Source organism: Thermus sp. H19.2 (assembly GCF_054979525.1).
In genome coordinates this window covers 181,010-204,335 of sequence record NZ_CM143429.1, presented here as the reverse complement: position 1 = coordinate 204,335, position 23,326 = coordinate 181,010, and the positions used below count along the sequence as shown (strand labels likewise).

The 23,326-nt window shown below is 68.0% G+C and carries 23 protein-coding genes; 19 read left to right on the top strand and 4 right to left on the bottom strand.

Features of this window, described 5'->3' with window-relative positions; all coding sequences use genetic code 11:
* Positions 1–30 precede the first annotated feature (30 nt).
* A complete protein-coding gene (erpA, locus tag ACY5J6_RS01125; protein ID WP_462845593.1) occupies positions 31–411 on the bottom strand; it encodes an iron-sulfur cluster insertion protein ErpA in 381 nt (126 codons plus the stop codon).
* An 83-nt stretch (positions 412–494) separates the two neighbouring features.
* Between erpA and ACY5J6_RS01120 the strand changes: the two genes are divergently transcribed.
* From ACY5J6_RS01120 to ACY5J6_RS01095, 6 genes are read left to right on the top strand one after another with little or no spacing between them, the layout of a single operon-like run.
* The gene (locus ACY5J6_RS01120) at positions 495–1,625 is read left to right on the top strand and encodes a M24 family metallopeptidase (RefSeq protein ID WP_462845592.1); all 1,131 of its coding nucleotides are present in this window, start codon (positions 495–497) and stop codon (positions 1,623–1,625) included.
* A gap of 25 nt (positions 1,626–1,650) precedes the next feature.
* On the top strand, positions 1,651–2,583 hold the full coding sequence (locus tag ACY5J6_RS01115) for a ribose-phosphate diphosphokinase (RefSeq protein ID WP_462845591.1): 933 nt from the start codon (positions 1,651–1,653) through the stop codon (positions 2,581–2,583).
* Between the two features lie 5 nt (positions 2,584–2,588).
* A complete protein-coding gene (locus tag ACY5J6_RS01110; protein WP_462845590.1) occupies positions 2,589–3,296 on the top strand; it encodes an alpha/beta hydrolase in 708 nt (235 codons plus the stop codon).
* Positions 3,286–3,840 (top strand): DUF72 domain-containing protein, encoded by a 555-nt coding sequence (locus ACY5J6_RS01105; RefSeq protein ID WP_462845589.1) that lies wholly within the window; start codon positions 3,286–3,288, stop codon positions 3,838–3,840. Before ACY5J6_RS01110 ends, ACY5J6_RS01105 begins: the two co-directional genes overlap by 11 nt.
* Positions 3,841–3,856: 16 nt before the next feature.
* On the top strand, positions 3,857–5,749 hold the full coding sequence (gene speA / locus ACY5J6_RS01100) for a biosynthetic arginine decarboxylase (protein WP_462845588.1): 1,893 nt from the start codon (positions 3,857–3,859) through the stop codon (positions 5,747–5,749).
* A 46-nt stretch (positions 5,750–5,795) separates the two neighbouring features.
* Positions 5,796–6,872 (top strand): GGDEF domain-containing protein, encoded by a 1,077-nt coding sequence (locus ACY5J6_RS01095; protein ID WP_462845587.1) that lies wholly within the window; start codon positions 5,796–5,798, stop codon positions 6,870–6,872.
* On the opposite strand, the gene metK is transcribed toward ACY5J6_RS01095, so the two are convergent.
* The gene (gene metK / locus ACY5J6_RS01090; RefSeq protein WP_462845586.1) at positions 6,869–8,047 is read right to left on the bottom strand and encodes a methionine adenosyltransferase; all 1,179 of its coding nucleotides are present in this window, start codon (positions 8,045–8,047) and stop codon (positions 6,869–6,871) included. The two genes, ACY5J6_RS01095 and metK, sit on opposite strands and share 4 nt — an antisense overlap.
* 87 nt (positions 8,048–8,134) lie before the next feature.
* Between metK and murI the strand changes: the two genes are divergently transcribed.
* The 12 genes from murI to ACY5J6_RS01030 all read left to right on the top strand — a co-directional run bounded on the left by murI (position 8,135) and on the right by ACY5J6_RS01030 (position 20,211).
* Positions 8,135–8,908 carry a glutamate racemase gene (murI, locus tag ACY5J6_RS01085; protein WP_462845585.1) on the top strand — a complete coding sequence of 258 codons (774 nt, stop codon included), beginning with the start codon at positions 8,135–8,137 and terminating at the stop codon, positions 8,906–8,908.
* Positions 8,909–8,982: 74 nt separating this feature from the next.
* Positions 8,983–9,627 carry an LOG family protein gene (locus ACY5J6_RS01080; RefSeq protein WP_462845584.1) on the top strand — a complete coding sequence of 215 codons (645 nt, stop codon included), beginning with the start codon at positions 8,983–8,985 and terminating at the stop codon, positions 9,625–9,627.
* 5 nt (positions 9,628–9,632) lie between these two features.
* Positions 9,633–10,244, top strand: coding sequence for an RdgB/HAM1 family non-canonical purine NTP pyrophosphatase (gene rdgB, locus ACY5J6_RS01075; RefSeq protein WP_462845583.1), 612 nt, complete (start codon positions 9,633–9,635; stop codon positions 10,242–10,244).
* Positions 10,241–11,272, top strand: coding sequence for an RMD1 family protein (locus ACY5J6_RS01070; RefSeq protein ID WP_462845582.1), 1,032 nt, complete (start codon positions 10,241–10,243; stop codon positions 11,270–11,272). Before rdgB ends, ACY5J6_RS01070 begins: the two co-directional genes overlap by 4 nt.
* Before the next feature lie 97 nt (positions 11,273–11,369).
* Positions 11,370–12,563 carry a sugar ABC transporter substrate-binding protein gene (locus ACY5J6_RS01065; protein WP_462845581.1) on the top strand — a complete coding sequence of 398 codons (1,194 nt, stop codon included), beginning with the start codon at positions 11,370–11,372 and terminating at the stop codon, positions 12,561–12,563.
* Positions 12,564–12,622: 59 nt separating this feature from the next.
* Positions 12,623–13,939: an ABC transporter permease subunit gene (locus ACY5J6_RS01060; protein ID WP_462845580.1), complete on the top strand. Its 1,317-nt coding sequence runs from the start codon at positions 12,623–12,625 to the stop codon at positions 13,937–13,939.
* Positions 13,940–15,259 carry a sugar ABC transporter permease gene (locus tag ACY5J6_RS01055; RefSeq protein ID WP_462845579.1) on the top strand — a complete coding sequence of 440 codons (1,320 nt, stop codon included), beginning with the start codon at positions 13,940–13,942 and terminating at the stop codon, positions 15,257–15,259.
* 4 nt (positions 15,260–15,263) lie between these two features.
* Positions 15,264–15,551, top strand: coding sequence for a nucleotidyltransferase family protein (locus tag ACY5J6_RS01050; protein WP_462845578.1), 288 nt, complete (start codon positions 15,264–15,266; stop codon positions 15,549–15,551).
* Positions 15,548–15,883 carry a HepT-like ribonuclease domain-containing protein gene (locus ACY5J6_RS01045; RefSeq protein WP_462842702.1) on the top strand — a complete coding sequence of 112 codons (336 nt, stop codon included), beginning with the start codon at positions 15,548–15,550 and terminating at the stop codon, positions 15,881–15,883. Before ACY5J6_RS01050 ends, ACY5J6_RS01045 begins: the two co-directional genes overlap by 4 nt.
* Positions 15,880–17,592, top strand: coding sequence for a glycoside hydrolase family 13 protein (locus ACY5J6_RS01040; RefSeq protein ID WP_462845577.1), 1,713 nt, complete (start codon positions 15,880–15,882; stop codon positions 17,590–17,592). Before ACY5J6_RS01045 ends, ACY5J6_RS01040 begins: the two co-directional genes overlap by 4 nt.
* Before the next feature lie 5 nt (positions 17,593–17,597).
* A complete protein-coding gene (locus ACY5J6_RS01035; RefSeq protein ID WP_462845576.1) occupies positions 17,598–17,936 on the top strand; it encodes a hypothetical protein in 339 nt (112 codons plus the stop codon).
* 22 nt (positions 17,937–17,958) lie between these two features.
* Positions 17,959–20,211 (top strand): endonuclease MutS2, encoded by a 2,253-nt coding sequence (locus ACY5J6_RS01030; RefSeq protein ID WP_462845575.1) that lies wholly within the window; start codon positions 17,959–17,961, stop codon positions 20,209–20,211.
* On the opposite strand, the gene ACY5J6_RS01025 is transcribed toward ACY5J6_RS01030, so the two are convergent.
* Positions 20,195–20,533 carry a DUF1640 domain-containing protein gene (locus ACY5J6_RS01025; RefSeq protein WP_462845574.1) on the bottom strand — a complete coding sequence of 113 codons (339 nt, stop codon included), beginning with the start codon at positions 20,531–20,533 and terminating at the stop codon, positions 20,195–20,197. The genes ACY5J6_RS01030 and ACY5J6_RS01025 overlap by 17 nt on opposite strands.
* A 21-nt stretch (positions 20,534–20,554) precedes the next feature.
* The gene (locus tag ACY5J6_RS01020; RefSeq protein ID WP_462845573.1) at positions 20,555–20,992 is read right to left on the bottom strand and encodes an acyl-CoA thioesterase; all 438 of its coding nucleotides are present in this window, start codon (positions 20,990–20,992) and stop codon (positions 20,555–20,557) included.
* Between the two features lie 58 nt (positions 20,993–21,050).
* Here ACY5J6_RS01020 and ACY5J6_RS01015 point away from each other — a divergent pair, with 58 nt between their 5' ends.
* Positions 21,051–23,315, top strand: coding sequence for a hypothetical protein (locus ACY5J6_RS01015; RefSeq protein ID WP_462845572.1), 2,265 nt, complete (start codon positions 21,051–21,053; stop codon positions 23,313–23,315).
* Positions 23,316–23,326 lie beyond the last annotated feature (11 nt).

Below are 23,326 nucleotides of genomic sequence, written 5' to 3'. Positions count from 1 at the left end.
AAAGAAAGGCCCCTTTCTGGGCTCCTATCCTTAGTGGCCGCAGGTGCGGGCCTCCCCCTCCTGGTCCTTGGTGCGGAAGGAGTGGCCGCAGCCGCAGGTGCTGGCGGCGTTGGGGTTATTCACGGTGAACCCGCCCCCCATGAGGCTTTCCACCCAGTCGATCTCCGAGCCCACGAGGTAGGGCAGGGACATCCGGTCCACCACCAGGCGCACCCCGTGCATCTCCACGAAGGTGTCCCCCTCCATCTCCCTTTCGTCCACGGCCATGCCGTACTGGAAGCCCGAGCACCCGCCGGACTTGATGTAAACGCGGATGGCCGCACCCTCCTTGCCGTAGCGGCTGAGGATCTCCTTGGCCTTTTCCGCCGCCAAGGGGGTGATGCGGATGACCGCCTCCTGGGCCTCTACCATGCCTCTACCTCCCTACCCGTAAGCCTAGCACGGCAGGGGTAGGGAAAGGTGAGGCAAATCCCATAAGGGTTTAGGATGGGAGCATGGACCTTTCCCGCGTGCAGGAGGCTTTGCGGGAGGAGGGGCTGGACGGTTGGCTTCTCTTCTCCTTTGGGCGGAGCAATCCCGTGGCTCTCGAGGTCCTAGGCCTCTCCGCCCTCCACCTCACCCGCCGCTTCGCCTACCTCCTCCCCCGGGAGGGGGAACCCACCCTTCTCTGCCACGCCATAGAGGCGAGCCTCTTCCCTCCCCTTCCCGGAAGCCGACAAACCTACCACACCTGGCAGGGCTTCCTGGAAGGCCTCTTTCGCGGCCTCGAGGGGCTGAGGCGCATCGCCTTGGAGTACGTCCCCGGGGGGCAGATCCCTTACCTCTCCCGGGTGGACGGGGGAACGGTGGACCTCCTTCGGGGAATGGGGGTGGAGGTGGCCTCCTCCTGGCCCTTGCTCCTTCTCTTCCAAACCTGGGACGAGGCCAAGCTCTTAAGCCACAGGCGGGCCGCCCAGGGGCTGGTGCAAGCCCGGGACGCCGCCCTCGCCTTCCTCCGGACCAACCCCCGGGCCACGGAAAAGGAGGTCCGGGAAGAGGTGGCCAGGGTCCTCGCCCGCCTAGGGCTCACCTTTGACCACCCCCCCATGGTGGCCTTCGGGCGGCACAGCGCCAACCCCCACCACGAGCCCACGGAGAAGCCCCTGGAGGAGGGAGAGGTGGTCCTCCTGGACCTCTGGGCCAAGGAGCCGGGCGGCGTCTACGCCGACATCACCTGGATGGCGGGGAAAAGGCCCCCGGAGGCCGCCCACCGGGCCTTCCGCGCGGTGGCCCGGGCGCGGGACGAGGCCATCGCCTTCGTGGGGAGGGCCTACCGCGAGGGGCGCCGCCCCAAGGGCTTTGAGGTGGACCGGGTGGCGCGCAAGGTCCTGGAGGAGGAGGGCTACGGGGCCCACGTCCTGCACCGCACCGGCCACAACCTGGGAGAGGAGGTCCACGGGACAGGCCCCCACCTGGACGACCTGGAGACCCACGACCTGCGGCCCCTGGTGCCGGGCCTGGCCTTCACCGTGGAGCCCGGGGTGTACCTGGAGGGCTTCGGCGTGCGCACGGAGGTCAACGTCTACCTCCACCCCACGGGTCCCGAGGTCACCACCCCCTTGCAAAGGGAGCTCACCCCGCTTTAGGGGGCGTGGTATTTTGGGGAACGGCATGGACCGCCCCCTCCTGATCTTCTCCGGCCAGTCCAACCGACCCCTGGCCCGGGCCATCGCCGAGGCCCTAGGCCTCCCCCTGGGCAAGAGCACCACCTTGCGCTTCGCCAACGACAACCTCTTCGTGCGCTACGAGGAAAGCCTCAGGGAAGGGGACGTCTTCATCGTCCAGTCCCTCACCCCCCCGGTGCAGGACCACCTCATGGAGCTCCTCATGATGGTGGACGCCGCCAAGGGGGCCAGCGCCGCCCGGGTCACCGCCGTCATCCCCTACTTCTCCTACGCCCGGAGCGACAAGAAGGACGCCCCCCGCATCTCCATCGCCGCCAGGCTCATCGCCGACCTCCTGCAGACGGCGGGAGCCGACCGGGTCCTCACCATGACCCTCCACTCCCCTCAGGTCCACGGCTTCTTCAAGATCCCCGTGGACCACCTCTCCGCCGAGCCCGTCATCGCCAACCACTTCGCCACCCGGGTGGACCTGGAAAACGCCGTGGTGGTGGCCCCGGACGCCGGGGACCTAAAGAGGGCGAGCTCCCTGGCAAGAAGGCTCCGCCTCCCCCTGGCCTTCATCGACAAGGAGCGGGTCTCGGACACCGAGGTGCGGGTGCGGATGCTGGTGGGGGAAGTGGAGGGAAAGACGGCCCTCATCGTGGACGACGAGATCTCCACCGCGGGCAGCTTGGTGGAGGCGGTGGAGGCCCTCCTGCAGGCCGGGGCCAAGGAGGTTTACGCCGCCGCCACCCACGGGGTCTACGTGGGCCCGGCCCTGGAGCGCATCGCCCGAAGCCCCGTGAAGGAGGTGGCCGCCACCGACACCTGTCCCCCCAAGGAAGGCCCCAAGCTCAAGACCCTCACCGTGGCCCCCCTCTTCGCCGAGGCCATCTGGCGCATCCACCGCGGGGAATCGGTGTCCAGCCTCTTCACCTAAGGGCCATGCGCCAGGAACGCCTCACCCTAGAAGGCCTGACCCTTTTGGCCCAGGTGCCGGAGAATCCCCGGGCCCTCCTCCTCGCCCTCCATGGCCTGCAGGGCTCCAAGGAGCACATCCTTTCCCTCCTCCCCGGCTACGCCCAAAGGGGCTTCCTCCTCCTGGCCTTTGACGCCCCCCGGCACGGGGAGCGGGAGGGAAAACCCCCCTCGGCCAAAAGCCCGAGCTACGTGGAGGAGGTCTACCAGGTGGCCCTGGGCTTCAAGGAAGAGGCCCTAAAGGTGGCGGAGGCGGCCCAAAAGCGCTTCGGCCTCCCTCTTTTCCTCGCCGGGGGAAGCCTGGGGGCTTTTGTGGTCCACCTCCTCCTCTCGGAGGGGTTGCGCCCCAAAGCCGCCCTGGCCTTCATCGGTTCGGGCTTTCCCATGAAGCTCCCCCAGGGGCAGCGGCTCAGGGATCCCCGGGTGGAGGCCCTCTACCAGGCTCCGCCCGCCACCCAGGGGGAGGCCTACGGGGGCGTGCCCCTCCTCCACCTCCACGGCACCAAGGACCTCATCGTCCCCCTAGAGCGCATGGAGAAAACGGTGGAGGCCCTGAGGCCGCACTACCCCGAAGGCCGCCTGGCCCGCTTCGTGGAGGAGGGGGCAGGCCACACCCTAACCCCCCTCATGGCCCGCACGGGCCTGGCCTTCCTGGAGTACTGGCTTGACGGCTAGCGGAGAAATCCTGGTGGGGCTTAGGGGCTACCGGGGCTTTCCCGGGGGGTTTAAGGCCTACCGCAAGGCCTTCCCCACGGTGGAGCTCTCCTGGTGGCACCGGGTGGGGGACCTGAGGACCATAAGCCGCCTCCGGGCCCTGGCCCCGGAGGGGTTTCGCTTTAGCGTGATGGGGCACAAGCACCTCTCCTTCCGCCCCAGCGGGGAGGAGCGGCGTACCCTGAGGCGCTTCTTAAGAAGGTTCCGGCGCTTCGGGGACAAGGCGGGGGCGGTCCGCCTCCTGGTGCCCGAGGTGGAACCGGAGGTCTTCGCCCGGTGGCTGGACCTGCTTGCGGAGGTGCTTAGGGAGGTGGGCCCCGTCCCCCTGGCCTTCCAGGCGCCCCCGCCCCTTCACCCCCTCATCCGGGCCAGGGGCCATGCCCTGGTCAACGAGGGAGGGGGGCCTTTCCTGTACCTGGTGGACCCGGAGGAGGTTCCCGAAGGAGAGGGCTACCTCTACCGAAGCTACCCTTCCCAAGAAGGTCCATCCGCCCTACACTCATAGCGGAGGTTGACCCGGGTTGCGAACGGCCAAGCGCTTTACCCCCAAGGAGGCGGAGGAGATCTACCTGGTGCCCCACTGGAGCGCGGGGTTTTTCCGCATCGGGCGGGACGGGGAGATGGAGGTCACTCCCTTAGGCCCCGAGGGCCCCGCCGCCTCCCTCCTGGAGATCGTGGAGGCCTTGAGGGACGAGGGAAGGCCCCTGCCTTTGGTGCTCCGCTTTCCCCAGATCCTCGAGGCCCGGGTGCGGGAGCTCAACGAGGCCTTCCGCAGGGCCATGGAGAAGTACGGCTACCGGGGCACCTACCGAGGGGTTTACCCGGTGAAGGTGAACCAGCGCCGCCTGGTGCTGGAGACGGTGGCCAAGGCGGGGAAGCCCTACCACTACGGCCTCGAGGCGGGCAGCAAGGCCGAGCTGGCCCTCATCCTAGCCCAGGACCTCTCCCCAGAGGCCCTCATCACCACCAACGGCTTCAAAGACGACGACTTCATCCGCCTGGCCCTCATGGGAAGGAAGCTTGGCCGCAACGTGGTCCTCACCCTGGAGAAGTTCGCCGAGCTACCCCGGGTGGTCCGCCTCTCCCAAGAGCTTGGGGTCAAGCCCCTTCTGGGCCTCCGCTACAAGCTCAAGGCCAAGGGGGCAGGGCAGTGGGAGGCCTCGGGAGGGGAGAACGCCAAGTTCGGCCTCACCACCCCGGAGATCGTGCGGGCGGTGGAGCTCCTGAAGGAGGCGGACCTCTTAGACGCCCTGGTCATGGTCCACGCCCACATCGGCAGCCAGGTGACGGACATCCGCAAGATCAAGGCGGCGGTGCGGGAGGCGGCCCAGACCTACGTCCAGCTCAGGAAACTTGGGGCCCCCCTCCGCTACCTCAACCTGGGCGGGGGCCTGGCCGTGGACTACGACGGCTCCAAGACCAACTTCTACGCCTCGGCCAACTACACCCTCCCCGAGTACGCCGAGGACCTGGTCTACGTGACCAAGGAGGTGGTGGAGGGGCACGGGGAACCCCACCCCACCCTGGTCACCGAGTCCGGCCGGGCGGTCACCGCCTACCACGAGGTCCTGGTCCTGGAGGTCATTGACGTCATCGCCCCTCCCGGGGAGAGGAGGCCCGAGGCCCCCCCGGAGGAGGCCCACCCCCTGGTCAAGGAGCTTTGGGAGAGCCTGCAAAGCCTGGGCCCCAAGAACTTCCGCGAGGTCTACCACGACGCCTTCGCCGACAAGGAGACCCTCCAGACCCTCTACGACCTGGGCTTGGTCTCCCTGAGGGAGCGGGCCCTGGCGGAGGAGATCTTCTACCACATCGCCCGCAAGGTCTACACCCTGGCGCGGGAGCTCCCCTACACTCCCGATGAGTTCGAGGACCTGGAGAAGCTCCTCGCCGACAAGCTGGTGTGCAACTTCTCCATCTTCCAGAGCCTTCCCGACGCCTGGGCCATCCACCAGCTCTTCCCCATCGTGCCCCTAAGCCGCCTCCAGGAACCCCCCACCCGCCAGGCCACCCTGGTGGACATCTCCTGCGACTCCGATGGGAAGATAGACCGCTTCATAGACCTCCACGACGTGCGCCATACCCTTCCCGTGCACCCCGTGCGCCCGGGGGAGTCCTACTACCTGGGCGTTTTCCTGGTGGGGGCCTACCAGGACGTTTTGGGAAGCAACCACAACCTCTTCGGCCAGGTGGGGGAGGCCCACGTGAGGGTGGACGAGGAAGGCTTCGCCATAGAACGCTTCGTGCCCGGGGAAACCGCCGAGAAGGTCATCGAGAAGATGGGCTTCGCCGCCCGGGAGCTGACGCTGGGGGTGGAGCGCCTGGTGCGGCAAAGCCGCCTCTCCCCGGCGGAGAAGGGGGCCTTTTTGGAGCGCTACGCCCGGGAGCTCCAGGGGTACACCTACCTGGAGGACTAAGGGCCCGTTAGGGCCCGGTTAAGGGGGAGCGTGGCAGGATAGGGCCATGGCCTCCCCGAAGGGGCGCTATACTGGCCTTAACTTGTCCCCCACCCTGGAGCTTCTGGACCCCTTGAACCCGGTGCGGCGGCGGATGGCCCTGTGGCTTCTGCCCCTGGGAAGCCTGGTGGCGGGGGTGGCCTACTGGGCCTCGAGGCCAGGGGGCCTGGACCCTGTGGACCAGCTCTTCCTGCCCCTCATGGCCCTGGGCTTTCTCGCCTCCGCCGGCCTTCTTTGGCGTTTCCCCCCCTCGGCCCGGTGGGTGATCCCCAGCGCCCACGCCCTCATCGCCTTGTACCTTCTTTCCACCCTGACCTACCAGCTCCTCTTCAAGCCCAACCCTTTAGGCCTCTCCCCCGCCGCCTACTGGGTGCCCTTCTTTTACTTCTCCAGCTACCTCTTCTTTCCCGCTAAGAGGGCGGTGCGCTTGGCCCTCCTCTACCTCCTCACCCTCTTTCTCGTGACCCTTCTGGGCCTCCTGCGCAACCCCTTTCAGCCCGTCCACTGGAACGCCCTGGCCCAGTTCTTCGGGGCCAACCTGGCCTACGTGGGCCTCCTCTACCTGCTGGTACGCCTGAAGGAAGGGTATATGGAGGCCCAGCTGGACGCCTACACCGACTTCCTCACCGGGCTCAGAAACCGCCGCTACCTAGAGCTGGTTTTGGAAAGGGAGCTCTTCCGCCTGCAGCGTTACGGCCGCCCCCTCTCCCTCATCCTCTTGGACCTGGACGGCTTCAAGGCGGTGAACGACACCCACGGCCACGAGGTGGGGGACCGGGTGCTCCGGACCTTAGCCCGGTGCCTCGAGGGCCACCTCCGCCAGAGCGACCGCGCCGTGCGCCTCGGGGGCGAGGAGTTCGCCGTGGTCCTGCCCGAGACCGAGCTTCCCCAGGCCCTGCGGCTGGCGGAGCGCCTGCGCCGGGAAGTGGCCCGCCTCAAGGTGCCCCCGGTGGAAGGCCTCTCCGCCAGCTTCGGGGTGGCCCAGGCGGGCCCCACCGACTCCCCCCTCTCCCTTCTCAAGCGGGCGGACGAGGCCCTCTACCGGGCCAAGCGCCAGGGCAAGAACCGGGTGGAGAGCGCCTAGAGCCCCGCCTCCCGCCTTAAGGCCTCCACCCGGTCCGTCTCCTCCCAGGGGAAGCCCGGGCGGCCGAAGTGGCCATAGGCCGAGGTGGGGGTGTAGATGGGCCGCAGGAGGTCCAGCTCCTCGATGATGGCGAGGGGCCTGGGGTCAAAGACCTTCTTGGCGATCTCCGTGAGCTTCTCGTCGGGGAGGACCCCGGTGCCGAAGGTCTCCACCCTAAGGGAGACGGGCCTCGCCTTGCCGATGGCGTAGGCGAGCTCCACCAGGGCCCTCCTCGCAAGCCCCGCCGCCACGATGTTCTTCGCCATGTAGCGGGCGTAGTAGCTGGCGGAGCGGTCCACCTTGGTGGGGTCCTTGCCGCTGAAGGCCCCGCCCCCGTGGGGCACCGCCCCCCCGTAGGTGTCCACGATGATCTTGCGGCCCGTGAGGCCGGTGTCCGCGTGGGGCCCCCCCAGGATGAAGCGGCCCGAGGGGTTGATGAGGTACTCCGTCTCCCCTTCCTTCAGGTACTCCGGGGGGATGGCCTGGCGCACCACCTCGCGGATCAGGTCCTCCCGGAGCTGGTCCTGCTCCACCTCGGGGGAGTGCTGGGCGGAGACCACCACGGTCTTGACGTAAAGGGGCTTATCCCCCTCGTAGACCACGGTGACCTGGGCCTTGCCGTCGGGCCGGAGGTAAGGCAGAAGCCCTGTCTTCCGCACCTCGGCCAGGCGCATGGTGAGGCGGTGGGCCAGGGTGATGGGGAGGGGCATGAGCTCGGGGGTCTCGTCGGTGGCGTAGCCGAACATGAGCCCCTGGTCCCCAGCCCCCACCCGGTCCAGGGGGTCGGTGGACTTGAGGACCCGCCACTCGTAGGAGAGGTTGACCCCGCCCGCGATATCCGGGGACTGCTCGTCTATGGCGGTGAGCACGGCGCAGGTGTCCCCGTCGAAGCCGTACTTGGCCCGGGTGTACCCCACCTCCCGCACCGTCTTGCGCACCAGGCCGGGAATGTCCACGTAGCCTTCGGTGGTGATCTCCCCCGCCACGAAGACGAGCCCGGTGGTGACCAGGGTCTCCGCCGCCACCCGCGCCTTCTTGTCCTGGGCGATGAGGGCGTCCAGGATGGCGTCGGAGATCCGGTCCGCCAGCTTGTCCGGGTGTCCCTCGGTTACCGATTCAGACGTGACCAGCCTCAACGCAGGCACCTCCTTCGCGCCCCTTCGGGGCAACCCTGATAGTATAGCACCCCCCCTTTTCCGTCCAGGGAGGTAGGATGGGGGCCCGTGAAGGACCCTAAGGCCCCCATCGGCGTCTTTGACTCGGGGGTGGGTGGGCTCACGGTGCTCTCCGCCCTCCGCCAGGCCCTCCCCCGGGAGGACTTCCTCTACTTCGGCGACACCGCCCGCGTCCCTTACGGGGGCAAGCCCCTTTCCATGGTGCGGCGCTTCGCCTGGGAGATCGCGGGGTTTCTCCTCAGGGAAGGGGTGAAGGCCCTCGTGGTGGCCTGCAACACGGCGAGCTCCGCCTCCCTTCCGGACCTCGCCGAGGACCTTTCCGTGCCCGTCTTCGGGGTCTTGGAGCCCGCGGCGGAGGAGGCGAGGGCCTACGGGAAGGTGGGCCTCATCGGCACCCAGGCCACGGTGGAAAGCCGGGCCTACGAGCGCCACCTGGACCTGGCCTGGGCCAAGGCCTGCCCCCTCTTCGTGCCCCTGGTGGAGGAGGGGCTCTGGGACGACCCCGTGGCCCTCCTGGTGGCCCGGCACTACCTGGAGGAAGCCCCCAAGGACCTCGAGGCCCTCATCCTGGGGTGCACCCACTACCCCTTCTTGAAGAACACCCTGGCCCAGGTCCTCCCCGGGGTGCGCCTCATCGACTCTGCCGAGGCCACGGCCCGGCGGGTGGCCCAGGCCCTGGAACGGGAGGGCCTCTTGAACCTCGAGGGAAGGGGACGGGTGGTCCACTACGTGACCGGGGACCCGGAGAGCTACCGGGCCCTGGCCGAGCGCCTAGGGGAGAGGGTGGAGGACCTCAGGCGGGTGAGCCTGGAGGAGCTCTAATACCACCCCATGCTGGCTCGGGCCGGCGTGAAAGCCTGGGGAGGGGGTTTCCCTCCCTGGGCTAAGCTAGGACCATGCCCAAGAAGCCCCTCATAGACCAGCTTCACCACGAGGACAGCTGGCGGCTTTTCCGCATCCTGGCGGAGTTCGTGGAGGGCTTTGAGGCCCTCTCGGAGGTGGAGGTGCCCCTGGTCTCGGTCTTCGGCTCGGCCCGCTTTTCCGAGGACCACCCCGCCTACGCCCTGGGCTACCGCCTGGGGAAGGCCCTGGCCCAGGCGGGCTTCGGGGTGGTGACGGGGGGTGGCCCTGGGGTCATGGAGGCGGTGAACCGAGGAGCCTACGAGGCAGGCGGGGTGAGCGTGGGCCTCAACATAGAGCTTCCCCACGAGCAAAAGCCCAACCCCTACCAGACCCACGCCCTCTCCTTGCGCTACTTCTTCGTGCGCAAGGTCCTCTTCGTGCGCTACGCCGTGGGCTTCGTCTTCCTGCCCGGGGGCTTGGGCACCCTGGACGAGCTCTCCGAGGTGCTGGTCCTCATCCAGACGGAGAAGGTCCACCCCTTCCCCGTCTTCGCCCTGGACCGGGGCTACTGGGAAGGTCTTCTCTCCTGGATGGCCTTCCTGAAGGAGCAGGGGGCCATAGACCCCCAGGACCTCCACCTCCTCACCCCCTTGGACACCCCCGAGGAGGTGGTGGCGGCCTTAAAGGCGGTATCCTAAGGAGGATGCGCCTCGTCCTGGCCACCTCCAACCCCGGGAAGGTGCGGGAGCTCAAGGAGGGCCTAAAGCCCCTGGGCTGGACCCTCCTCTCCCTGGCGGACTTCCCCTTGCGCATGCCCAAGGAGGAGGGGACCACCTTCCTGGAAAACGCCCTCCTCAAGGCGGCCTACGTGGCCAAGGCCACGGGGCTTCCCGCCCTCGCCGACGACTCGGGCCTGGTGGTGCCCGCCCTGGGCGGGGAGCCCGGGGTCTACTCCGCCCGCTACGGGGGAAGGGAAACGGACCGGGAAAGGAACGTCTATCTCCTAGAGAGGATGCGCCACCTCCAAGGGGAAGAGCGGAGGGCCCGCTTCGTGGCCGTTTTGGTCCTGGCCTACCCCGACGGGCACGCCGAGGCCTACGAGGGGAGCGTGGAGGGGGTGATCCTGGAGGCCCCCCGGGGCGAGGGGGGCTTCGGCTACGATCCCCTCTTCTACGTCCCCGAGGCGGGGAAGACCTTCGCCGAGATGGGCCTGGAGGAAAAGGCCCGCCACTCCCACCGGGGTAGGGCTCTCCAGGCCCTCCTGGAGGCCTACAAACACGGGCCTCCCCCTCGGGAGATCTCCAAGCTGGAATGAACCTCATCTCGCCCCACATCGCCCTCTACCGCCTCTACGACCTGGCGGACGAGATTGACCTAAGCCGCCTGGCCACCCCCCGCCTCCGCCTCTCCCGGCCGAGGCTGGGCGCGGTGCGCTTCCAGAACCCCCCGGCCCAGGTGGAGCTGGGGGTGCGGAGCGTGGAGGGGGTCTCGGGCCTCCTCACCGCCAGGCTTTACGAGTTCGGGGTGGCCTCCCTCTCCTTCCGGGTCCACCTGGGGGAGAGGCTTCCCTGGGAGGCCTTTTTAGAAAAGGCCCTCTCCCTGCCCGAGCTTCCCTTCTGGGAGGGGTTCTTCTTGGCCGAGCTCGCCGCCCTCGAGCCCTACCTCCAGGGAGCCCTCCTCCGCCCCGAGGAGAAGCGCCTCTCCGAGGAGTTCGTGGTCTACCACGCCCTGGGGCTGGAAGGGGAGCAGGCCTTCCGCCCCTCGGTGGACCTCACCCCCCTCTGGATGGGGGCCAAGGAGGAGTTCGCCCCCGAGGTGCGGCGGGAGATGGACCGCTACCGCTACAGCTACTCCACCGAAGACCTGGCCCTCTTGGGCTTTGACCGGGTCCTCATCCTGGACTCCGAGGGGATCTGGGACGTGGCCGACCTGGTGGAGTTCGTCCACGCCCAGCTTTTGGAGCTCTCCTACTACGACCGGGTGCTCACGGAGGAGCTGGAGCTGGTGCCTCAGGTCCTAAGGGAGCGGGGGTTTTGGGGCTACGGGAGGCTTCAGCGCCTCCGCCGCCGCCTCATGGCCCGGCACGCGGAGATCGCCGACGTGAAGGCCCGGATGGAGGGCGCCTTGCGCATCACCGAGGACCTCTTCTACGCCAAGATCTACCGGGCCGCCCTGGAGCTCTACGGGGCCCACGAGCTGGAAAGGAGCGTGGAGGAGAAGCTTAGGGCCCTCGAGGCCACCTACGAGATGGTGACCGAGGAGGTGGTCCACCTTAGAAGCCAGGCGGTGGAGGTGGGGATCCTGGCCCTCATCGCCTTTGAGGTGGTGCGGGCCCTCCTTTAGGTAGGGGGTTGCGCTCCGGCATCGGATGGTATACTTGGCGCCGAGGGCGCGCTGAAAAACCTAAGCGGAAACGCTACCACGCGCCTGGAGGTGGGATATGAAAAAAGCGCTGGCCCTTTTCCTTGGCCTCTCCCTGGCCCTCGCCCAGGGGAAGATCACCGTCTGGACCCACTTCGGCGGCCCCGAGCTGGAGTGGCTCAAGGCTCAGGCCCAGGCCTTCACCAAAACCTCGGGGACCCAGGTGGAGGTGGTGGAGGTCCCCTTCGGGGAGATCAAGCAGAAGTTCATCCTGGGGGCCCCCCAGGGGCAGGCGGCGGACCTCGTGGTCTCCATCCCCCACGACTGGCTCGGGGAGATGGCCCAGGCCGGGGTCCTGGAGCCCATGGGCAAGTACGCGACCCCAAGCTACCTCTCCGACCTCCAGCCCGTGGCTGTGGAGGCCTTCACCTTTGGGGGCAAGCTCATGGGCCTTCCCGCCTTCGCCGAGAGCGTGGCCCTCATCTACAACAAGAAGTACGTCAAGGAGCCTCCTAAGACCTGGGAGGAGTTCCTCGCCTTGGCGCAAAGGCTCACTACGGGCGCCACCTTTGGCTTCCTCTACAACATCGGCGATCCCTACTTCAACTTCGGCTTCTTCAAGGCCTATGGCGCCGAGAACGTCTTCGGCAAGGACGCCAAGGGCAACCTGGACCCCGCCAAGCTCCTCATCGGGGGCGAGGTGGGGGAGAAGGCCCTCCAGTTCATCAAGGACCTCCGCTTCAAGCACAACCTGGTGCCCGAGGGGGTGGACTACGGGGTGGCGGACGGGGCCTTTAAGGACGGGGCCTTGGCCATGATCATCAACGGCCCCTGGGCGCTTGGCGACTACAAGAAGGCCAAGGTGGACTTCGGCATCGCCCCCTTCCCCACCCCGCCCGGGGCCAAGGGGCCTTGGGGGCCCTTCCTGGGGGTGCAGGGGGTGGTGGTGAACGCCTACTCCAAGAACAAGACCCAGGCGGTGAACTTCGCCAAGACCCTGGTGAGCGGGCGGAACCTGGTCTCCTTCAACCAGGCGGGCGGCCGCATCCCCGTCTCCAAGAGCGCGGTGAAGCAGCTGGAGAAGGACCCGGTGGTGGCGGGCTTCTCCCGGGTCTTCCCCCTGGGCACCCCCATGCCCAACATCCCCGAGATGGGCAAGGTCTGGGGCCCCTGGGGGAACGCCATCTCCCTGGCCATCCAAAAGCCCGACTCTAACGTGAGGAAGATCGTGGAAGACATGGTGGCCGAGATCAAGAAGGCCATCGGCAAGTAAACCCCCATGCCCGCCCCCCACGGGACACGCGGCCCCTGTGGGGGGCGTATCTTTAGACCATGAGACACCCTCCCGGCCTCAAAGGCTTCCTCCTGGCCCTGGGCCTCCTCCTCCTCTCCACGGGGGCGGGACTTCTGGCCTACTTCCTCCTCCAGGTCCACTTCGCCCCGCCCGGCTGGACCATCCTGGGAGTGGCCCTCCTGGTCCTGGTCCCCGGGGCGGTGGGGGTGGGCAGGCTCTTTCCCTGGCTTAGCGACTGGTACTACTTTCTTCCCGCCCTCTCCTTCCTTCTGGTCTTCACCCTCTACCCCGTGGGCCTCACGGTGTACCTGGCCTTCACCAACTACTCGGGCCAGAGAAACGGCTTCCCCGACCGCTCCACCGAGACCCGGGTGGTGGCCCAGGAGGGGGCGAGGCTTTCCCTCGAGGCGAGGGTGGCGGAGGCCCTGCGCTGCGACCCCTGCCGGGGCGAGCCCGTGGAGGTGTACGCCGAGGGCCATCGCCTGCGGGCGAGAATCGCCCAGGCCGAGGGAGAAACCCTTCTTTTGGACCGCGTCCCGCCCTTCAGGGCGGAGTTCGTGGCCAAGGTGAACGCCTTCCGCTTCGTGGGCCTTAGGAACTTCGCCTTCATCCTCTCCCAGGCGAGCCAAGCCCTTCTTCCCGTCTTCCTATGGAACCTCGTCTTCGCCTTGGCCACGGTGGTCCTGAACGGCCTCGTGGGGCTCGTCCTCGGGCTTGTGCTCAACAACCGGGCCCTGAAGCTTCGCAACCTCTACCGCACCCTCCTCATCGTCTCCTGGGCCCTGCCCGGGGTCATCACCGTCCAGGTCTGGGTGGCGCTCCTCAACTACAACTTCGGGGCCGTCAACCGCCTTCTCGGGGTCTTGGGCCTCTACCCCATCCCCTGGCTCAACGACCCCGAGTGGGCCAAGGTGGCCGTCCTCCTGGTCAACCTGTGGCTCGGCTTCCCCTACATGATGACCGCCACCCTGGGGGCCCTTTCCACCATCCCCGAGGAGCTTTACGAGGCGGCCCGGGTGGACGGGGCCACCCCCTGGCAGACCCTCCTCCGCATCACCCTCCCCCTTTTGGAGAAGCCCATGCTGCCCATCCTCCTCTCCTCCTTCGCCTTCAACTTCAACAACTTCTACCTCATCTACCTCCTCACCGGGGGCGGCCCGGCCCAGGAGGGAAGGCTCGCCACGGCCCAGGCCACGGACATCCTCATCTCCTGGGCCTACAAGACGGCCTTCAGCGCCGAGGGGCAGTCGGCCTACGGCCTGGGGGCGGCGATTAGCCTCCTCATCTTCGCCATCACCGTGGCTATCAGCCTGGTGAACTTCCGCGTCACAGGGGCGCTTCGGGAGGTGCGGTAGATGCGTAAGGTCCTGGGCTTCCTCCTCACGGGCCTCGCCCTCTACGGGGTCTACTGGTTCGCGGCGAACCGCCTCTTTGACGAGGGCTCCTACCGCAAGCAGGTGGCCTTCGGGAGCGTCTTCGTGCCCTATGGCTGGGCCTACGCTTTGGCCTTCCTCGGGGCCTTGGTCCTCCTCGTCCTCCTCTATAGCCTCCTCTACACCGCCCTCGCAAACCGCCTCCAGGGGAGGCGGCGAAGCCCCTGGCCCCTTTTCCTCCAGGGGGTGACCCACCTCTTCCTCTGGGTCCTGATCCTTTTGGTCTACTACCCGGTGGTCCAGGTGGTGGCGGCCAGCTTTGACCCCACCAACAACCTCTTTAGCTTCAAGAGGCCCGCCACGGGCTTTCTCCTCCTGGACGCCAAGGTGATCCCCTACCTGCCCAACCCCTCCCTGGAAAACTACGCCAAGCTGGTGGAAGGGGTGGTCCTCTACCCCTACCAGGTGGCCCTCGCCCTCCTCGCGGGCCTCGCCCTCCTGGGGGTGGGGACCATCGGCCTTCTCCGCAGGCTTCTCGCCCCCGAGGCGTGGATGGACTTCTGGCAGGGGAGGCTCCTTTTCCTCATGGCCCTCCTCGTCTTCGCCCTCGCCCTTTCCCTATCGCCCAAGCAGTTCACCGGGCAGGGCACGGAGACCAAGTTCCTCCTCTGGGTGCGGAACACCTTCCTCATCTCCGGCCTCACGGGCCTCCTCGCCGTTTTGCTCACCGCCACGGCGGGGTACGCCTTCGCCCGCTTCCGCCACCTCCCGGGGCGCTACCCCATGCTCCTCTTCTTCATCTTCGTGCAGATGTTCCCGGGGTTTTTGGCCCTGGTGGCCATCTACTACCTCCTCTCCCGGCTGGACCTCCTGAACACCTTCACCGGGCTCGTCCTGGCCTACTCTGGCGGCATCATCAGCTTCGGCACCTGGGTCTACAAGGGCTATCTGGAGAGCATCAGCCCGAGCCTCGAGGAGGCGGCCATGGTGGACGGGGCCACGAGGTGGCAGGTCTTCACCAAGATCCTCCTTCCCCTCTCCGCCCCCATGTTCGTCTTCATCTTCCTCCTGCAGTTCGTGGGCACCTACTCGGAGTTCGTCCTGGCCAACCTCGTCCTCACGGGGGTGGAGAGCTGGAACGTGGGCGTGGGGCTTAGGAGCTTCACCACGGGGCAGTTCCAGACCAAGTGGGGCGTCTTCGCCGCGGCGAGCGTCTTGGGCTCCCTGCCCATTCTCTTCCTCTTCTACGGGTTCCAGCAGTACTTCGTCTCCGGCTACACCGCAGGGGCCGTGAAAGAATAAGGGCATGGACCTGGAGACCCTCAGGGCCAGAAGGGAGGCCGTCCTAAGCCTCTGCGCCCGCCACGGGGCGGTGAGGGTGCGGGTCTTTGGCTCTGTGGCCCGGGGGGAAGCCCGGGAAGACAGCGACCTGGACCTCCTGGTGGCCTTTGAGGAGGGGCGCACCCTTCTGGACCACGCCCGCCTAAAGCTGGCCCTGGAGGGGCTTTTGGGGGTGCGGGTAGATATTGTGAGCGAGAGGGGCCTGACCCCTAGGCTCCGGGAGCAGGTCCTGCAGGAGGCCATCCCCCTATGAGGAACCCCCGGGAGAGGCTTCTGGATATCCTGGAGGCCATCGCCCGTATTGAACGGTACGCCGCTCTGGGAAAGGCACGCTTTTTGCAAGACGAGCTGGTTCAGGTCTGGATCGTGCACCACCTGCAGCGCATCGGGGAGGCTGCGGCCAGGCTGGGACGGGAGTATCACGAGGCCCACCCGCACATCCCCTGGCGGGAGATGGTGGCCATGCGCAACCTCCTCGTCCACGAGTACTTCAGCGTGGACTTGGAAGAGGTCTGGTCTACTGTGGTCCGGGATCTGCCCGCGCTGAAGGTTCAGGTACAGGCCCTCTTGGAGGTTGATTCTTGAACCACCACGACCTGGAACACGTTGACCCTCCCTTTCCCGAGCTGGGGGAGGAAGTGGAGCTCTTCCTGGAAACCGAGGCCCGGGAGGGGCTTATCCTTTACGAGCGGGACGGGGAGTTGCAGAAAAAGCCCATGGAGCCCTGGGAAAAGGGCCTAAGGGCGCGGGTCCCCGTCCACACAAGCCCCTTCCGCTACTGCTTCCGCCTTCCCCAAGGCTTTTTGGGAAGCCACGGCCTGGAAAAGACCCTTCCCCGCTACGACCGCTTCTTCCACCTCCTCGCCAAACCCCTCCCCCCGGAATGGGCCCTGGGGACGGTCTTCTACCAGATCTTCCCCGACCGCTTCCGCCAGGGGCGCCCGGGGCTCGCCCCCAAGGACGGGGCCTGGCTTTACGGGGGAAGGCCCATCCGCAGAAAAGCTTGGCACGAGCCCCCCGGGGAGGACGGGGCCCGGGAGTTCTACGGGGGGGACCTCTGGGGGGTCCTCGAGGCCCTTCCCTATTTGGAGGCCCTGGGCGTGGAGGCCCTCTACCTCACCCCCATCTTCCAAAGCCCCTCCAGCCACCGCTACGACACCGAGGACTACGGCCGGGTGGACCCCCACCTGGGCGGGGAGGAGGCGCTAAGGGCGCTCTACGAGGCCCTCGAGGCCCGGGGGATGAGGCTCATCCTGGACGGGGTCTTCAACCACGTGGGGGCGACCCACCCCTGGTTCCGGAAGGCCCTCCTGGACCCCGCCTCCCCCGAAAGGGGCATGTTCACCTTCTATCCCGAGGGCGCCTACGCCAGCTTTTGGGGCGTGAAGCACATGCCCAAGCTGGACTACGCCTCGGCCCTCACCCAGGAGCGCTTCGTCTTCGGAAAGGAGGCCCCCGTACGTTACTGGATGCGCCTCGCCCATGGCTGGCGGCTGGACGTGGCCCACTCCCTCGGGGAGGGGGGGACGAACCGGAAAAACGCCCGCTGGCTTAGGGCCCTGGCCCGGGCCGCCAAGGAGGAGCGGGAGGAGGCCCTGGTCTTCGGGGAGCTCTCCTACGACACCGTCCCCACGCTGAGGGCCCACACCCTGGACGGGGCCATGCACTACGCCGGCTTCGCCCATCCCGTGATGGAGTGGCTTTCGGGAAGGGACCTCCACGGGAACCCCGTGGCCTTGGAGGCGGGGGAGGCCTGGGGGGTCCTCTTGGACCACTACGCCGCCCTCCCCCTCCAGCTCCGCCACAGCATGTACACCCTCCTCTCCTCCCACGACATCCCCCGGGCCCTCTGGCGCCTTAGGGGGGACAAGGAGCGCTTCAAGACCGCCTACGCCCTCCTCTTCGCCTTTCCCGGAAGCCCCGCCGTCTACTACGGGGACGAGGTGGGCCTCTCCCAGCCCAACCCCTACGAGGTCTGGCGGGGGGACCCCTACTGCCGCGCCCCCTTCCCCTGGGACGAGGCCCTCTGGGACCAGGACCTCCTTCGCTTCTTCCGCCGCCTGGTGCGCCTCAAGAAGACCCACCCCGTGCTGAGGCTCGGGGGGCTCCTGCCCCTCGAGGCCCCCCCGGGGGTCCTGGCCTTCCGGAGGAGGCTTGGGAGGCGGGAGGTCTTCGCCTACTTCGCCAAGGAGGAGGCGCGGCTTTCCGTCCCCCGGGGGGTGGACCTCCTAAGGGGGGAGGAGGTGGCGGGGGAGGTGGGGGCGCGGTACCTGCTCCTGGAGCCTTTAAAATAAAGGGGATGCGCCTTAAGAAGTTTAGGGGGAAGGTGCGGCGGGTGGCGCGAAAGAAGGTTGAGGCCCCGGTGGACCTCCTTGTTGAAGCGGAGGCCCCCCATAAGGAGGGCGCCGGTGCGCAGGGCTTTCGGGAGCGGCTACGGGCCCTGATAGAAGGGGCTCAGCGCCGCTGGGAGGCCCTGAGCCTCGAGGAGAGGGAGCAGCTGCTCTCCCAGGTCACGGCCCTCCTGGCCCTGCTTCCCGCGGGGAGGCTTGGCCGGCTGGGCCTCCTGGTGGCCAAGGGGGTTCAGCTCGGGGCGAGGAAGGAGGTGCTTTCCCTTCTCCTTAAGCTCCTAAAGCGCTAACCCCAGGTTATACTCTTTCTTTGTGCGGGGCGTCCTCGAGATCCTGGAGTTTCCCCGGGTGCGGGCCCTCCTGGCGGAAAGGGCCAGGACCCCTTTGGGCCGGGAGCTCGCCCTAAGCCTCTCCCCCCTGGAGCGGGAAGAGGCCGAGCGCCGCCACCAGCTCACCCAGGAGGCCCAAAGCTACCCCTACGCCCTCCCCGAGGCGGGGGCCCTGAGGGAGGCCCACGGGAGGGCCTTGTCGGGGGCGAGGCTTTCCGGCCCCGAGCTCCTCCGCGCGGCCAAGGCCCTGGAGGAGGCCATGGGCCTAAGGGAAGAGCTCCTTCCCCTGAGGAACGCCCTAAGCCAGGTGGCGGAGGGCATCGCCGACCACACCCCCTTCCTGGAGCGGGTGAGAAAGGCCCTGGACGAGGAAGGGGCGGTGAAGGACGAGGCGAGCCCGAGGCTTGCCCAGATCCGAAAGGAGCTTAGGCCCCTCCGCCAGCAGATCCTGGACCGCCTCTACGCCCTCATGGACCGCCACAGGGAGGCCTTCCAGGACCGCTTCGTCACCCTAAGGCGGGACCGGTACTGCGTCCCCGTGAGGGCGGGGATGGCCCAGAAGGTGCCGGGGATCCTCCTGGACGAGTCGGAATCGGGGGCGACCCTCTTCATAGAGCCCTTCTCCGTGGTCAAGCTCAACAACCGCCTCCAGGCCCTGAGGCTAAAGGAGGAGGAGGAGGTGAACCGCATCCTCCGGGACCTCTCCGAGAGGCTCGCCAAGGACGAGGGGGTGCCGAAGACCCTGAAGGCCCTGGGCCTTCTGGACCTCGCCCAGGCCCAGGCCGCCTTGGCCCGGGACCTCTCCCTTTCCCGGCCCCGCTTCGGGGAGGGGTACGAGCTCTACCGGGCCTTCCACCCCCTGATCCCGGACCCCGTGCGGAACTCCTTCGCCCTGGACGAGAAAAACCGCATCCTCCTCATCTCCGGGCCCAACATGGGGGGAAAGACCGCCCTCCTCAAGACCCTGGGCCTCGCCGTCCTCATGGCTCAATCGGGCCTCTTCGTGGCGGCGGGGAAGGCCCTTTTGGCCTGGCCCGACCGGGTCTACGCCGACATCGGGGACGAGCAGTCCCTCCAGGAGAACCTCTCTACCTTCGCCGGGCACCTAAGGCGCCTCAAGGAGATGCTGGAGGGGGCCACCTCCCATAGCCTCGTCCTCATTGACGAGCTCGGAAGCGGCACCGACCCCGAGGAGGGGGCGGCCCTTTCCCAGGCCATCCTCGAGGCCCTCCTGGAAAAGGGGGTCAAGGGGATGGTCACCACCCACCTCTCCCCCTTGAAGGCCTTCGCCCAGGGAAGGGAGGGGATTGTAAACGCCTCCATGCGCTTTGACCTCGAGGCCCTCCGCCCCACCTACGAGCTCGTCCTCGGGGTGCCGGGGCGGAGCTACGCCCTGGCCATCGCCAGGAGGCTTTCCCTCCCCGAGGAGGTCCTTAAGCGGGCCGAGGCCCTGCTTCCCGAGGGGGGGAGGCTCGAGGCCCTTCTGGAGAGGCTTGAGGCCGAGCGCCTGGCCCTGGAGGCGGAGCGGGAGCGCCTGAGGCGGGAGCTTTCCCAGGTGGAGAGGCTCAGGAGGACCCTGGCCGAGCGGGAGGCCCGTTTTGAGGAGGAGCGGGCGGAAAGGCTCAAGGCCCTCGAGGAGGAGGTGCGGGCCGAGCTCAAAAAGGTGGAGGCCGAGCTCAAGGCCCTGAAGGAAAAAGCCCGGACCGAGGGCAAGCGGGACGCTCTCCGGGAACTCATGGCCCTAAAGGAGCGCTACGCCAAAAAGGCCCCGCCGCCCCCGCCCCCCCCGGGCCTCGCCCCTGGGGTCTTGGTGGAGGTGCCCTCCCTGGGCAAGCGGGGCCGGGTGGCGGAGCTTAGGGGGGAGGAGGTCCTGGTCCAGGTGGGCCCCCTAAGGATGAGCTTCAAACCCCAGGAGGTGAAGCCCCTTCCCGAGGCCGAACCGGGCAAGCCCCTCCTGGCCAAGCCCCGGCGGGAGGTGAAGGAGGTGGACCTCCGGGGCCTCACGGTGGCCGAGGCCCTCCTGGAGGTGGACCAGGCCTTGGAGGAGGCCCGCGCCTTGGGCCTTTCCACCCTCCGCCTCCTCCACGGCAAGGGCACGGGGGCCCTGAGGCAGGCCATCCGGGAGGCCCTCCGCCGGGACAAGCGGGTGGAAGGCCTGGCCGACGCGTCCCCCCACGAAGGGGGGCACGGGGTCACGGTGGTGCGCCTCAAGGGCTCGGCTAGCGGAAAAGGGTGAGAACCCCCAGAACCACCGCAATCGCCGTGAAGTAGAGCATGGCCTTGTTGAAGGCCGTGTTGATCTCCGCCTTCACCTCCTGGCGGAGCCCCGCGATCTCCGCCTTCACCTCCTGGCGAAGCCCGTTGAACCTCTCCTCCATCTCCTGGCGAAGACCGGCGATCTCCGCCCTCACCTCCTGACGGAGCCCCGCGATCTCGGCCTTCACCTCCTGGCGGAGAAGGTCCATCCTCGCCTCCAGGGCGGACACCCGGTCGGGGAGGACGGCCATCACCCCCTCCACGATGCCCTCCAGCTTGTAGAGGCGTTCCTCTACGGTCATCCGGATTTCAGGATAGCAGAATCAGGGCCCTCCCGGACCGCTCTCGGGGGGCACCTCCGAAAGGGACCTTCCTTCCAGCTCGGCGATGCGGCCTTGCACCCCCTGGGGGATAGGAGCCGGCTTACCCCCTTCCAGCCAGACCAGGACGCCCAGCCCCTTGGCGGCCGGTTCCCCGTTGGCGGTGATGAGGTGTTCCATCCGGAGGCTGGAGCGGCCGATCCCTAAGGTGCGCACCCCCACCACCACCTCGTCCTCCAGGAAGATGGACCTAAGATAGTCCACCTCCATCCGGGCCACCACGAAGTGGCCTTCCTCCAACCAGTCTGGGGAGATCCGCTGGAAGTAACGGATCCGGGCAAGCTCCATGTAGGAGAGAAACACGGCGTTGTTCACGTGCCCTAGGGGGTCCAGGTCCCGAAAGCGGACGTCCACGCGAACCTTAACCGGAAATCCTTCCACGGGCTTAGTTTATACCCCCGCCCTCCCGGGAAAGGGCTATTCTAATATTCTAAAGGGGGTGTACCTCCACCGCCCTAGGCTCCTCCGGGCACTTCAGGAAGGCCTCCCTGAAGGGGTCCTGGTCCACGCTCCGGCAGGCTTTGGGAAAAGCCTCCTCTTAAAAAGCTTTGCCGAAGCCGAGGGGCTCCCCTACCGCCGGGCCTGGGGCCCGGAGCCGGGCTGCTACGACCTGAGGGAGCCCCCGCCCGAGGTCCTGGCGGGCCAGGTGGTGGCCGCCCGGCAAGCCCGGCTTCCCGCCCTCCACCGCCTGGGCCCCGAGGCCCTGGCCTTCACCCCGGAGGAGGTGGGGGAGCTCGCCCGCCGCCTGGGGAAAAGGGAGCTCGCCCGGCCTGTCTACGACCTCTTCGGGGGCTGGCCCCACCTCACCCGGAAGGCCCTGGAGAAGGGAGAAGCCGCCTGGACCCCCGAGCTTCGCGCCTTTTTAGAGGGCCTCCTTCCCCCCTTGGACCTCCGCCCCTTCCTCCTTCCCCTCCCCGAGGCCGCCTTCCGCCAGGCGGGGTTCGGGGAGGCGGTGGAGGCCCTTTTGGCGCAGGCCTTGGCCCAGGGGGTGCCCCTCAGGCTCCTCCCCGCCCTGGAGAGCTACCTTAAGGCCACCCACCCCTTGCCGCCCGAGGAAACGGCCAGGAGGCTCCTCGAGGCCGCCCTCGCCCTCGGGGCCTGGGAGGAGGCCCTGGAGACCGCCGGGCGCTACGGGGGTGGGCTCCTCCTCTGGGCCCTGGAGCGGGCGGGAAGGCCCCTCCTGGAAAGGGGCAAGGTGGAGCTTTTCTTCCGCCACGCCGAGCGGGTGGCGCACCCCACCCCCCGCCTCCGCCTCCTCCTCGCCCTGGGGCACCGGATGCGGGGGGAGCTGGACCGGGGCCTCGCCGTCCTGGAGGGCCTCCCCGAGGAGGACCCCGCCCTCCTGGCCGAGGCCCTCCTCGCCCGGGGCACCCTCCTGGGCCTGAAGGGAGCCCACGGGGAGGCCGAGGGTGTCTTCTCCCAGGGGGTGGCCCTGGGGGAAACCCCTTTGCGGGCCCGCTTCCTCACCAGCCGGGGGGCGGCCCGGATCCGGTTGGGCCGCTACCGGGAGGCGGCGGAGGACCTGGAAGAGGCCCTCTTCCTCTCCCGAAAGGAGCGGCTCAAAGAGGTGGAGGCCCTCGCCCTCCACAACCTGGCCATCGCCCGCCACCACCTGGGGGAGCTCGCCGAGGCGGTGCGCCTCTACCGGGAGGTCCTCCCCTTGAAGACCGCGCCCCTCTCCCGGGCCTACACCCTCCTTTCCCTGGGGGAGGCTCTGCGCTATCTCGGCCGCTTCCTGGAGGCCAAAAAGGCCCTTCTTCAGGCCAAGGAGGAGGCCTGGGCCTCCGGGGACTACCGGGCCATGGGCTACACCCTCCTCAACCTCGCCGACCTCTACCGGGAGGCGGGCCTCCCCGAAGCGGAAGGCCTCTACCGGGAGGCCGAGGCCCACCTGGAGAAGGCCCAAGACCCCTACGCCCTGGGCCTCGTCCACCTGGGCCTGGCCCAGCTCGGGGCGAAGGGGAGCCTGGAGCGGGCCCGCGCCTTCCTTCAGGAGGGGGGAAGCCCTGGAGAGCTGGCGGAGTGGCACCTGGTGGCGGGCAAGCTCTGCGGCAGGCCCGAGCACTTCCAAAAGGCTCTCCACCTCGCCGAGAAAGCGGGGGCGGGAAGGCTTCGGCTTCTCGCCCGACTGGAGCTCTTTTTGAAAAACCCCTCCCCAGGGGAGGCCAAAACCCTGGCCCGGGAGGTCCTGAAGGGGGGCTTCCAGGACTTCTGGCTCTGGGAGAGGGCCTTCCCCCTTCCCCTCCTCGCCTTTGAGGCCGGGGAGGAGGGGCTTCTGGAGGCCCTCCTCGCGGGCGCGGGGTGGCTTCGGGTGCGGAGCCTCAAGGCCCTCGAGGCCCGCACCGAGGAAGGCCCCCTCCCCCTTCCCTCGCGGAAAGAGCTTTTGCTCCTCCTCCTCCTCTGGCGCCGGGGAGCCCTGGAAGCCGAGGCCCTCGCCCGCCTTCTCTTCCCCGGGAGCAAAAACCCCAAGAAGCGCCTCCAGGTGGCGGTCCACCACCTAAGGGAGGCTTTGGACCCCGACCTCGTCCGCCTGGAGGGGGAGGCCTACCGGGCCTACCTCCCCCCTGGGGTCTGGTGGGACGCCCACGTCAAGAAGGACCTCGTCCGCTGGGCCCGGCGCCTGGGCCTCCCCCGGGCCCAAGCCCGGGTGGAAGAGGCCCTTCCGGGAAGGTTTTCCCCGCAGGCCCACTTAACCGACCCTTAACCGGACCCGTG